General features: G+C 62.2%; 8 protein-coding genes and 2 tRNA genes. 6 read left to right on the forward strand and 4 right to left on the reverse strand.

Translation table 11 applies throughout. The annotated features are described in order from the left end of the window. Window positions 1-49: 49 nt before the first annotated feature. Together DBR46_RS05055 and DBR46_RS05060 are read right to left on the reverse strand one after the other, a co-directional pair. Complete coding sequence (locus tag DBR46_RS05055; RefSeq protein ID WP_124525268.1) at window positions 50-2,059, reverse strand: CocE/NonD family hydrolase; 2,010 nt, start codon at window positions 2,057-2,059, stop codon at window positions 50-52. An 84-nt stretch (window positions 2,060-2,143) separates the two neighbouring features. Continuing rightward, a complete protein-coding gene (locus DBR46_RS05060; protein WP_124525269.1) occupies window positions 2,144-3,727 on the reverse strand; it encodes a BCCT family transporter in 1,584 nt (527 codons plus the stop codon). A gap of 333 nt (window positions 3,728-4,060) precedes the next feature. Here DBR46_RS05060 and DBR46_RS05065 point away from each other — a divergent pair, with 333 nt between their 5' ends. From DBR46_RS05065 to DBR46_RS05075, 3 genes are all read left to right on the forward strand, one after another. Beyond that, window positions 4,061-4,570, forward strand: coding sequence for a sigma-70 family RNA polymerase sigma factor (locus DBR46_RS05065; protein ID WP_124525270.1), 510 nt, complete (start codon window positions 4,061-4,063; stop codon window positions 4,568-4,570). Beyond that, a complete protein-coding gene (locus tag DBR46_RS05070; RefSeq protein ID WP_124525271.1) occupies window positions 4,567-5,520 on the forward strand; it encodes a FecR domain-containing protein in 954 nt (317 codons plus the stop codon). Before DBR46_RS05065 ends, DBR46_RS05070 begins: the two co-directional genes overlap by 4 nt. A gap of 81 nt (window positions 5,521-5,601) precedes the next feature. Continuing rightward, on the forward strand, window positions 5,602-8,049 hold the full coding sequence (locus tag DBR46_RS05075) for a TonB-dependent siderophore receptor (protein ID WP_256659225.1): 2,448 nt from the start codon (window positions 5,602-5,604) through the stop codon (window positions 8,047-8,049). A gap of 237 nt (window positions 8,050-8,286) precedes the next feature. Here the strand turns inward: DBR46_RS05075 and DBR46_RS05080 are convergent. After that, window positions 8,287-8,363 (reverse strand) — tRNA-Asp (locus DBR46_RS05080). Window positions 8,364-8,382: 19 nt separating this feature from the next. Then, a tRNA-Val gene (locus tag DBR46_RS05085) sits at window positions 8,383-8,458 on the reverse strand. A 200-nt stretch (window positions 8,459-8,658) separates the two neighbouring features. Here DBR46_RS05085 and DBR46_RS05090 point away from each other — a divergent pair. The 3 genes from DBR46_RS05090 to DBR46_RS05100 all read left to right on the forward strand — a co-directional run bounded on the left by DBR46_RS05090 (window position 8,659) and on the right by DBR46_RS05100 (window position 12,678). Further along, complete coding sequence (locus DBR46_RS05090) at window positions 8,659-9,177, forward strand: sigma-70 family RNA polymerase sigma factor (RefSeq protein ID WP_124525272.1); 519 nt, start codon at window positions 8,659-8,661, stop codon at window positions 9,175-9,177. A 6-nt stretch (window positions 9,178-9,183) separates the two neighbouring features. Continuing rightward, on the forward strand, window positions 9,184-10,167 hold the full coding sequence (locus tag DBR46_RS05095; protein WP_124525273.1) for a FecR family protein: 984 nt from the start codon (window positions 9,184-9,186) through the stop codon (window positions 10,165-10,167). A 78-nt stretch (window positions 10,168-10,245) separates the two neighbouring features. Next, complete coding sequence (locus DBR46_RS05100) at window positions 10,246-12,678, forward strand: TonB-dependent siderophore receptor (RefSeq protein ID WP_124525274.1); 2,433 nt, start codon at window positions 10,246-10,248, stop codon at window positions 12,676-12,678. Window positions 12,679-12,741 lie beyond the last annotated feature (63 nt).

The following is a 12,741-nucleotide window of genomic DNA, read 5'->3' on the forward strand; positions in this document are numbered from 1 at the left end:
CCCCGGGCCCGCAGAGATCACGTGGGCAAGCATCCTGCCAGTTGCCCACTCACAGCGCGACCCTGGCCACGCGTTTGCTCCACTGGCGGCGGTGTTCCAACTGGCCATTTTCCCAGGCGGTCTGCTCGGCTTCGACGTAGAACCACTCGGCATCGGCGCTCACGCTCAGGCGGCTTTCCACCTCAACGGCCCATTCATCACGACCCACCCGGTAGTGCCACTCGATATCGGCGCGGGTGGACAACGGGTCCCAGGGCAAGGTGCGGTATTGCTCGGTGCAACGCTGGTCGACCGCCAGGCCGTGGTCGGTAAAACGCACCGAACCCAGGTCGTCTTCGATCTTCACGCAGACCTCGCCACTGCCCACGTCTTCGATCAAGGTGCGCTTCGGTGCGGCGGCGCGCAGCACTTCCAAATTGGCAGGCGGAGCGGCTTGCGGCGCTTCGAACGGGCACGCCACCGCTTCGCCGGTAAACACCGGCAGTTGCAGGCGTTGCAGGCCAGGCAACAAGGTCAGGGTGGTCAGTTCGCGACTCGGCCACAGCAACGGAAAACTCGCGGTGCTCAGGGCCAGGCGCAAACGGTGGCCGGCCGGGATGCGCATGCCGATGTGGTCGAGGTTTAACTGCACGTCCATCGGTGCACCCGGGACTACGGGCGATACGTGGGAAAAGTCTTCGCGAAGCGTGAGATTGAGCACGCCGTAACTGATCTGCGTGACCTGCCCGTCCGGTGCGATGGCGTTCAGGCGTGCGACCAGTTGCCCACAAGCGGTGTCACTGGCCAGGCGCAAGGTGAGGCGCGCATCGCCGAGCAACGCGAGGGGTTCGCTCAGTGGCTGGGAGTCGAAACACAGCGAATTCGCATCATCACGGCGCTGATCCGTAGGGCCGTCGGGGCCAAACCAGATGGCGCAGTACTCGCCCTGGTGCAGGCCGGTGGTCAACGGCGAGCAGATGCTGCGCGCGGCGGCCAAGGGCGCTGTGCCGGGGTTGAGGCCGCCGCCACCCAGGCTGAAATCGGTCCACTGCACCTGCGCATCAGGCCAGCCCGCCGTCTGCACCCAGATGCCCGGGCGCTCGGCGTAGCTGCCCTGGGGCGGCAGAAGATCCTGTAGGTAAAAGGTGCAGACTGCGTCATCCATCACCCCATTATCGATGCCCTTCAGCCAGTGATCCCACCAGCGCTTGGCCTCTTGCAAGAAGCCGATGGCCGGATTCGGCACGGCGAAGTGTGGGTATTTGTGAATCCACGGGCCGATCATGGCTTTCTTCGGCCCCGGCAGGTGTTCCATCAGCCGTGAGACCGTGTTGCGGTAGGCATCGCCCCAACCGCCCACCGCATACACCGCCGCCTTGATCTGCGAATAGTCCTCGCACACTGAACCGTGGCGCCAGTAATCATCGCGGGTCTGGTGTTGCAACCAGGTTTCGGCGAGCAGCGGCATGGCGTCCAGGCGTTGCTGCCAGAGGGTTTTCCATTCATCGCCGACCAGCAAGGGATCGGGCACGGCGGCGCTGAAGTTGAGCATGGTCGCGGCCCAGCCGAAGTTCTCCATCAGCAGGTTGCCGCCCTTGTAATGGATGTCGTCGGCGAAGCGGTCATCGGTGGAACACAGGGTGATGATCGCCTTCAGCGCCTCGGGCTGGCGCGCCGCGACTTGCAGGCCGTTAAAGCCGCCCCAGGAGATACCCATCATGCCGACGTTGCCGTCGCACCAAGGCTGCTGGCACAGCCAGTCGATCACTTCGAGGGCGTCGTCCTGTTCCTGCAACAGGTATTCGTCGGCCATCAGCCCTTGGGATTCGCCGTTGCCGCGCATGTCCACACGCACGCACACATAGCCTTGCCCGGCCATCCACGGGTGGGTCAGCGCATCGCGCACAGCGGTGCCGTCGCGCTTGCGGTACGGCAAGTATTCAAGGATCGCCGGAAAGGTTTGCAGGCCGGCGACTTCCGGCAGCCAGATGCGCGCGGCCAGTTGGGTGCCGTCCTTCAGGGGGATCAGGCAGTGTTCGATTTCACGGACCTTGTAGGCAAATTCGGTAACGATTTCCATCGGTAACTCCAAACTTTTATTGCGAACAAACGGCTCCCCCGCGCTCTCTGGGGAGCGCGTGAGGAGACACACAGGTTTCAGGATTTAGCGGGCGAACTCGGCGGCGGGGCTGGCGCCGCGCAGCTCGGAATCGGTGGCCGGCTTGAGGTTTTTCACATCGAGCAGCGCCGGGTTTTTCAGCCAGAAGATCAGCGAGGTACTGGCCAGCAGCACCAGGATCATCCCCGGCAAACCGCCGAGATTGGAGAGCATCTTCACCCCGTCGATGCCGATAAACGACACCATCACCCACGACACCGTGCCGATGATCACGCCCCAGACAATCTTCAGCATCGGGTTGCCGTCGAGGTCGGAATCGGCGGTCACGCCCTTGCTGCACAGGTTGGCGATCACGTCGGTGCTGGAGTCCGCCGCAGTGACAAACGAGATGAAAGCGACAAACAGCAGGAACGCGATCATCAACCCGCTGGCCGGCAGTTGCTGGAACATCTGGTACAGCACGTGCTCCACGCCCTGCTCGTTGAGCACGCGGTTGAGGCTGCCATCGCCGAGCGCATCGAAGTACAGGCTGGTGCCGGAGAAGATGCAGATCCACACCGCCGTGAACAGCGCCGGGAACAGCATGTTGATATGGATGAACTCACGCACGGTGTAGCCACGGCCGATCTTGCCAAGGAACAGCGCACTCACCGGCGCCCAGGCAAACCACACAGACCAGTAGAACACCGTCCAGCTCTGCGGCCAGGTGTCGCCACTGGCGGCGCCGGTGAACAGGCTGCGGCTGAAGAAGGTGTCGAGGTACACGCCGAGGGATTCAACACCGAGGCTGAACATGTACAGGGTTGGCCCGCACAACAGCACGAACAGCCCCAGGGCCAGCATGATCCAGGTGTTGAACGAGGACAGCATCACGATGCCTTTTTGCAGGCCGCTGGCGGCCGAGGCGACAAAGGTGATGACGATGATTGCGATGATGATCGCCAAACGGAACGGCGTGGTTTCGCCGCCGATGTATTGGCTCAGGCCACCGGCCAGGGTCAGTGCACCCGTGCCCAGGGACGAGGCCATGCCGGCGACCAGAGCGAACATCGCCAAGGTGTCGATCAGCCCGGCGTAACGCTTGACCCGCGCCGCGCCCAGCAAGGGTTCGAGCATCGCGCCAATCGAGAAATTGCTGCGGCGGTTGTAGAACACCAGCGCAAACACCAGGGACGGCACCAGGTAGATGGCGTAGGGGGTGATGGTCCAGTGCAGGAACATCGTCGACATCGCAAAGCTTTTCGCCGCCGAACTGCCCGCTTCAATCGGCAGGCTGGTGGGCGGACCGTACAGGTGGTAGAGCGGTTCGGCGGTGGTCCAGAACAACACACCGACGGCCAGCGTGGTGCACAGCGCCACCATGAACCAGCGCCACTTGCTCAGTAGCGGCTGGGCGTCTTCACCGCCGATACGCACTTTGCCCAGTGCCGAGAAGTAGACAATCGCGGTCAGCACCACCATGGCAAACGAGCCGGCGCTGAACAGCCAGGAGAAGTTTTTCAGGATCAGGTTATTGAGCTGTTTGCTCACCGCAAGGAACGCATTCAGGTCGATATAGCTGGCGATCACCGCCGCCAGCAGAATCAGGAAAGTTGGCCAGAACACCAACGGACGTAGTGGATATTTCATGGAGTGCCGTTCCCCTTGCAGACTATTTTTTTATCGCCTTGAAAGGCCATTGTTAGAGAGCGGGCACCGCAGCGTCCTGCTGCCGGTAGCTCGCCTGGAAGTCTTCGCGTGGCTATAGATAACCGTTTAAGCGGCAAGGGGCGCAATCGACCAATGTGCATGGGGGTATTCCCTCAGGTCATGACGCACCAGCACAGTTCAGCGGGTGTAGGCAGTGCACAACGGCAAGGCGTACGCGGGTAAACATTCAGGGGAGAGCCTTGCGAGCAAGGCGTAGCCACCGATAGAATGAGATGAATTCTCACTTGCATCCCTTTGGTCAACAACAAGCCCATGCCCCTTCCAACCAGTCCTTACCAGAATATCGGCGACCTCTATCGCGACCATCGCGGCTGGTTGGTGGGCTGGTTGCGCCAGCGCCTGGGCAACAGCGCCGACGCGGCGGACTTGACGCAAGATACCTTCATCCGCCTGCTGGGCGCCAAGCCACGTACCCTCGACAGCCCGCGCGCCTACCTGGCCACCGTCGCCAATCGCTTGCTGATCAGCCTGTACCGCCGGCGTTCGTTGGAGCAGGCGTGGCTGGAAACCCTGGCCCACCTGCCTGAGCAGAACACCCCCTCGCTGGAGAGCCAGGCGCTGATTCTCGAGGCGCTGCATGAGGTCGACCAGGTGCTTTCGTGCCTGCCGGCCAGGACGCGTCAGGCCTTTCTGATGGCTCAACTTGAGGGTTACAGCCAAGAGGAAATCGCCAGCTGCCTGGGTATCCATGTGCGCTCGGTGCAACGCCATCTGGCGCGCGCCTATGAGGAATGCATCATCCTGGCCACGACCCCAGCATGAGTGCCCAGCCGATTGACCGGCGCATTGCGCGCCAGGCGGCCCGCTGGTTCGTGCGCCTGCAAGGCAACGCCAGCCCGCGTGATCGGGAAGCCTGCGACCACTGGCGCGCCAGCCATGCCGACCACGAGCGCGCCTGGCAATTGGCCGTAGGGTTCCACGCACGTTTCGACGCAATCCCGGCGGATATCGGCATGCCCGCGCTGGGCCGCCCGGCGAACCTTGATCGGCGCCACACCCTGAAACTGCTGACCGCCCTGATCATCGCTGCGCCGCTGGGCACACTCGCCTACCAGGCACTGCCCTGGCGGGAGTGGAGTGCAGACCAACGCACCGTGGCCGGCGAGCGTCGCGAATGCGTGCTGCCGGACGGCACCCGGGTGATGCTCAACACCGCCAGCGCCATGGACATCCGCTTTGACGGCCAGCAGCGCCTGCTGCGCCTGTACGCCGGCGAGATTCTGGTCAGCACCGCCGCCGATCCGCTCAACCGCCCACTCGTGGTGGAAACCGCCGAAGGCCGTTTGCGCCCGGTTGGCACGCGTTTCGACGTGCGCCAGCTCGACGGCAAAACCCGTATCGCAGTGCTGGAGGGGGCCGTGCAGGTCTATCCCGCTCACACCAAGGATTTCCTGCGCCTGGAAGCAGGCCAGCAGACCGAGTTCAGTCGCGCCCTGATTGCGCCCGTGGCCACGCTGCAACGCAGCAGCAGCGATTGGGCCCAAGGCGTACTGCGCGCGGAGAAAATGCGCCTGGCCGACTTTGCCCTCGAGCTCGGCCGCTATCGGCCCGGCCTGCTGCGCTGCGATCCGGCAGTGGAAGACTGGCAGATCTCCGGCACATTTCAGTTACAAGACACCGACCTGGCACTGGCCGCCCTGGCCCGCACCCTGCCGGTAGACATCCACACCCGCAGCCGCTACTGGGTGACCATCGCCGCCCGGGAAAGCTGAGTTTCCCGCGTGTGTCGTGTTTTTCAGCCGCCATGCGTCCTCCTCGTAAAACAGCCAACACTCTTCGACGGGGAACACTCAATGCGGCAACCACAGCGGTACGTCCTACCCTTCCACTCCTTGGCCCTGGCAGTACGCGGGGCGACCTTGGGCCTGCTGGTTGCAGGCTCGGTGGTGGCCAGCCCACCCCTGCTGGCCGAACCTATCGGCCAGCAGCAAGTGCGCCATTACACGATTCCCGCCGGCGCCTTGAGCACGGCACTGGCCGAGTTCGCCAGCCAGGCCGGTATCACCCTGCCGATCGACCCGGCACTGGTGGAAGGCAAGCGCAGTGCCGGGCTGAATGCCAACACCGGCATCGATGAGGGACTGCGCAGCCTGCTGCGCGGTAGCGGGCTAAATGCGGTCGCCTCCGGGGACGGCTCCTACACGCTGTATCCATTGGGAGATGGGTCAAGCATTGAGCTGGGGGCCACCAGCATCACCGGCCAACAACTGGGCCAGACCACCGAAAACTCCGGTTCCTACACCACGGGCAGCACCAGCACGGCGACCAAATTGCCCATGTCCCTGCGCGAGACTCCCCAGTCGGTGACCGTCATCACCCGCCAACACATGAATGACCAGGGCCTGGGTTCCATCGCCGAAGTCCTCGGGCAAACCCCTGGCGTGACGGTGATGCACGACGACAGTGAGCGTTACAACTTCTACTCCCGCGGTTTTGCCCTGGACAGTTTTCAGTACGACGGTGTGCCGACGTCAGACTTCACCACCAATACCAACGGCCTCGGCGTGCGCGACATGGCCATCTACGACCGCGTCGAAGTGGTACGCGGCGCGACGGGGTTGATGAGTGGCGTCGGCAGCCCGGCGGGGGTGGTCAACCTGGTCCGCAAACGTCCGACCAAAGACTTCCAGGGCTATGTCTCCGGCAGTGGTGGCACCTGGGATCGCTACCGTACGGAAATGGACCTGTCCGGGCCGTTGTCCGAAAACGGCGCGCTGCGTGGGCGCGTGGTGGCAGCCCATCAGGACAACCATTCATTCATTGATTACTACGCGCAGAAAAAGGACGTGTTCTACGCCATCGGCGAGGCCGATATCACGCCAGACACCACGCTGTACGCCGGCATCGACTATCAGAAAATCGACGCCGACGGCTCCAGTTTTGGCCAGCTGCCGCTGTACAACGCCGATGGCAACCGCGCCAACTTCAAACGCTCGACCAACCCAGCGGCCAAATGGACGTATGCCGACAGCCAAAGCACCAAATACTTCGCCGGCATCGAGCAGCGCTTCGACAATGACTGGCTGTTGCGCGTAGAAGCCAGCCACTGGAAAGGCACCACCGATCAGTTGCAAGGCAACATCGTCGGCTGGGGGCCGTTCCCCGACGAGACGACCCACATTGCCGAACTGCAGCGCAGCCGCGTGACCTACACGATCAACGCCGACTCCGTGGATGCCTACGCGACGGGGCCTTTTTCGCTGCTGGGGCGTACCCATGAGTTGGTGGTGGGCTTGAATGCGAGTAACCGCCGCTCGGACTATCAGTCACTGGACGGTGGCAGCCTCAACGTGAACTACGAGACCTGGGGCAACAACCCGCCTCAGCCGGATGCGTTCACCTTCCAACAGAGCCAGGGCTACAAGATCAAGGAGTCCGGTGGGTACGCGGCATTGCGCCTGAACCCGCTGGACGACTGGCACGTCATCCTCGGCAGCCGGGTCGTCAACTATGAGCGTGAAGGCACTCTGACCTACGGTTGGAAGCCCAATGATCCGTCGGACGACAGCGCCAAGAAAACCGGCAAGCTGGTGCCTTATGCAGGCATCGTCTACGACCTCAATGACATCCACTCGCTCTACGTCAGCTACACCGACATCTTCACGCCGCAGTCGTTGTTCGACAAAAACGACAAGGCGCTGGAACCGCTGACGGGGCAAAGCTATGAAGCGGGCCTGAAGTCGGAATTTTTCGACGGTGCGCTCAACACCAGTTTCGCCGTGTTCACCATCAAGCAGGACAACCTGGGGGTGGACGACGGCGTTCGCACGGGAGGCCTTACGGCCTACAAGGCCGTCAGCGGCACCACCACCAAAGGCTTTGAAATGCAGCTGTCCGGCCAACTGACACCGGGTTGGCAGATGCTTGCCGGCTTCACCTACGCCCAGCCCCGGGACAAGGACGGCAACCGCATCAACACCAACCTGCCGGAGCGCCAGTTCAAACTGTCCACGGCCTATAAGCTCGAAGGTGCCCTACGTGACCTGACGGTGGGCGGCAATGTGACGTGGCAGAGTTCAACCTATTCCGCCATCACCTACCCGATGGATGCGCGCGCCGACGAAGGCAGTTTCGCCGTGGTGGGGTTGATGGCGCGCTATGACGTGAGCAAGAACCTCAGCGCGTCGCTGAACCTGAACAACCTCTTCGACCGCGAGTACTACGCCGGCTACGGTCTGTATAGCAGCGCATTCTACGGTGACCCGCGCAATATGACGGTGGGCCTCAAGTACCAGTTCTGAACCTGATACTTGCGAGTTGATCGTTCCCACGCTCTGCGTGGGAACGCATCTTGGGACGCTCCGCGTCCCGCCAGACAGCGCCCACTCAAGCCCTGCGCAATGGTGACGCAGAGCGTCACAAGGGGCATTCCCACGCAGAGCGTGGGAACGGTCATAAATCGCAGACGAAAAAAAGCCCGCTCAATGAGCGGGCTTTCTTGTGGTGGCCTGGCGTTCAGTGTTCCAGGTTACCGAATATGGCGCAGCGGACGGGACTCGAACCCGCGACCCCCGGCGTGACAGGCCGGTATTCTAACCGACTGAACTACCGCTGCGCGTAACACTTGAAGCGAATGGTGGGTGATGACGGGATCGAACCGCCGACCCTCTGCTTGTAAGGCAGATGCTCTCCCAGCTGAGCTAATCACCCTTCGTTTCGGTGTGGGCGCATCTTACACCAAAAATCCGCAATGTCTTGTTTTATATGCAATTTATTTGAAATATTTTTCGGCAGGCGGCGCAAACCCCGTAAATACGGGCTTTTCGCCCCACAAACGCGAGTCTATTGCGTTTACCCGACACTTGGCCGCACAATTAAAAACCATTCTCAATAACGCTTGAGCCACGCCTATGTCTGTGGGTGAACCGCCCTTCCAACGGGAAATAACCGCGCTCTACAGCGAGCATCACGGCTGGCTGCTGGCGTGGCTGCGGCGCAAATTGGGCTGCCGGCAGAACGCGGCGGACCTGGCGCAGGACACGTTCGCCCGTATTCTCAACGCCCGCGAATCGGTGGCAAGCATTCGCGAACCGCGGGCGTACTTGAGTACCACGGCGCGGCGCCTGCTCATCGACCAGGCCCGGCGCAAGCAGATCGAAAGCGCCTACCTGCAAGAGTTGGCGCTGACGGTGGACGCCCTTGAAGGGTTCCAGTCGCCGGAACAGATCCACACCACCCTCGAAGCCCTGGAACAGATCGCGTTTATCCTCGAAGGCATGCACGCCTATTCGCGCCAGGCTTTCGTGCTGTATTACCTCGAAGAACTGACCCAACAACAGATCGCCCGCCAGCTCAAGCTGTCGGAACGCACCGTGCGCAAGTACCTGATCCAGGCGCTCGTGCATTGCGGCCACAGCCTGGACACCTGAGCGCACATGCACGACGCCCGCCAACAGATCGAAGAACAAGCCGCCGAATGGCTGCTGCGCCTGCACGAAGGTGAGCTGAGCGAAGCCCAGCGCCTGGCGTTCGAATGCTGGAAGCAACAAGGCCCGCACTACGCCGCAGCCGCCGCGCGCATGGAAGAGGTGATAACGCGCATGCAGGCCCTGCGCGGTAAAAAAGCACCGGCGCGGGCCGCCTTGAACGCCGCCTTTGCCCAGCAGAAATCCCACCGTCGCAAGCGCGCCGTACGCGCCCTGCTGCTGGCGTGCAGCCTGGCGGTTCCGGCCGCAGCGCTGCTCATCAGCCCGTATCCGCAACAATGGATGGCCGATGTGCGCAATGGCCCTGGCCAGTGGCAAACCCTGCAATTGGCGGACGGCTCGACATTGACCCTCAATGGCATCAGCGCGGCAAACCTGCATTTCGACAGCAGGCAGCGCCGCATCGACTTGCTGCAGGGCGAGATCCTCGTGGAGGTGGCCCACGACAGCACGCGGCCGTTTATCGTGCAGACCGCCCAAGGCACCTTGCGCGCACTGGGCACGCGATTTGTGGTCAAGCGTGAAGGCGATGTCACCGTGCTGAGCATGTTGCAATCGCGCGTGGCGGCACAGAGCGCGAATGCCCAGCAGACCCTGGAAGTCGATGCCGGCTCTCGGGCGCTGGTCAGCACCCATGGCGTGCAACTGGCCGGCAGCATCGACCCCGCCAGCATCAACGAAGCCTGGCGCCGCCATCAGTTGGTGGTGGAAAACCGGCCATTGCCCGATGTGCTGGATGAGATCGCCCGCCACCGCAGCGGTCGTGTGCAATTCGATCGCACGGCACTGCAAAGCCTGCGCGTATCGGCGGTCATTCCCTTGGACGACAGCGATCACGCCCTACAGCTACTCGCGCAAACCTTACCGATCAAGGTCAGAAGTTTTACACCCTGGCTGATCCTCGTGGACCCAGACGACAGCGCCAATAAATAATTATTCGCATTTGCTTCCGGTTTTCTCGCAGTTGCCCGTCAAGAGAGGTAATTCGACACGTAAAGGATTGCCTTCACCATGCACACCCCTTCCTACCCGCGTGGGCGCTTTGGCCTACTGAAACTCGCGCCACTGTCCCTGGCCATGCTCACCGCCACAGCGCTGAGCATCAGCCCGGCGTACGCGGACAGCGTCAACGTCGCCGCCCAGGCCTACGACATCCCGGCCGGGCCGCTGGGCAGCTCGCTCAATCGCTTTGCGCAACAAGCCGGCGTGGCCATCGTGTTCCAGTCCCACGAACTGGAAGGTCTCAACGGCCCTGGCCTCAAGGGCAGTTACGGCATCCAGGACGGTTTCGACCGGCTGTTGCTGGGCAGCGGGTATCGCGCGGTAAAGGGTGACCAGGTCTACGCCCTGCAACCGGCGCCCATCGCCAGCGATGGCACCATGGAACTGAGCCCGACCCAAGTCAGCGCCACCCAACTGGGCAATATCACCGAAGGCACGGGTTCCTACACCCCTGGCACGCTCGCGACCTCGACCCGCCTGGTGCTGACGCCCAAGGAAACCCCGCAGTCAGTCTCCGTGGTCACCCGCCAGCACATGGATGATTTCGGCCTGACCAATGTGGACGACGTGATGCGCCATACGCCCGGCATCACCGTATCGGCCTTCGATACCGAGCGCAGCAACTACTACGCACGCGGCTTTTCGATCAATAACTTCCAATACGACGGCATCCCTTCCACCGCGCGCAACGTCGCCTATTCGGCGGGCAACACCCTGAGCGACATGGCGATCTACGACCGCGTCGAAGTGCTCAAGGGCGCCACCGGCCTGCTCACCGGCGCCGGTTCCCTCGGCGCGACGATCAACCTGGTGCGCAAGAAACCCACCGCCGACTTCCAGGGCCACGCCACCCTTGGCGCGGGCTCGTGGGACAACTACCGCAGTGAACTGGACGTCAGCGGCCCGCTGAACGACAGCGGCAACGTGCGCGGCCGGGCCGTAGCGGCCTACCAGGACAAGCATTCGTTCATGGACCACTACTCACGCAAGAGCCCGACGTACTACGGCATCATGGAGTTCGACCTGTCGCCTGACACCCTGCTGACCGTAGGCGGCGATTACCAGGACACGTTGCCAAAAGGCTCGTCCTGGTCAGGCAGCTTTCCGCTGATCAACTCCCAGGGCAATCGCAACAGCGTCAAGCGCTCGTTCAACGACGCCGCCGAGTGGAGCAGTTGGGAGCAATACACCCGCACCGTGTTCGCCATGCTCGAACATGACCTGGGCAATGGCTGGGTAAGCAAGCTGCAACTGGACCACAAGATCAACGGCTACCACGCCTTGATGGGCTCGATCCAGGGCGACCAGCCGCAGCCGGATGGCACCGCGCAACTGACCTCGGGCAAATACACCGGGGAAACCGTCAGCGACTCCGCCGACCTGTATGTGAGCGGCCCGTTCAGCCTCGGCGGGCGTGAACATGAACTGGTGCTGGGCGGCTCGATCAGCGCTTCGGAATGGAAAGGCAAAGGCTATTGGAACCTGGCCCCCAATATCGTCGACTTCAACAACTGGCACGGCCACGCAACGATGCCGGACTGGGGCCAGGCGCAATCACTGATCGACGACACCGTGCGCCAGACCGGCGCGTACGCGACCACGCGCCTGAACCTCGCCGACGACCTCAAGGTGTTGCTCGGTGCACGCCTGGTCAACTATCAGGTCACTGGCTACAACCCCAGCTATCGCGAGTCCGGGCGCGTGGTGCCGTATGTCGGCGCGGTCTACGACCTGAATGACACCTACGCGCTGTACGCCAGCTACACCGATATCTTCATGCCGCAGGAAAACTACAACCGCGACCGCGATAACAAACTGCTGGAACCGGACGAAGGCCAGAACTGGGAGCTGGGGGTCAAGGCCGACTATCTCGACGGCCGGGTCAATGCCAGCGCCGCCTACTTTGAAATCCACGAGTCCAACCGCGCGCTGTCCGACGACGAGTACAACAACCTCAAGCCCACACCGAACAACTACGCCTATAAGAGCAGCAAGGCGGTGACCAAAGGTTACGAAGTGGAGATGTCCGGCGAAATCGCGCCTGGCTGGCAGCTGCAGGCCGGCTACACCCACAAGATTGTGCGCGACGACAAAGGCGTGAAGATCTCCACCTTCGAGCCGGAAGACCAGGTCAAGCTGTACACCACCTACAAACTCAAGGGCGACCTGGACAAGTTGACCGTCGGCGGCGGCGTGCGCTGGCAGAGCGTGGGTTGGCAGGACATCTACAACAGCCCGCGTGGAGGCTATGAAGAGTTTTCCCAAGAGGCCTATTGGCTGGTGGATCTGATGAGCAAATATCAGATCGGCAAGAACCTGTCGGCGACGTTGAACGTCAACAATATCTTCGACAAGAGCTACTACACCAATATCGGCTTCTATAACTCCGCTGCCTACGGTGAGCCACGCAATGTCATGGTGACCACTCGCTGGGATTTCTAAACGCCTGTGGCGAGGGAGCTTGCTCCCTCGCCACAACAAGCGTGCGCCTACAAAAATCGCAGA

It is taken from the genome of Pseudomonas sp. KBW05, assembly GCF_003852405.1.
In the GTDB taxonomy this organism is placed as follows: Bacteria; Pseudomonadota; Gammaproteobacteria; order Pseudomonadales; family Pseudomonadaceae; genus Aquipseudomonas.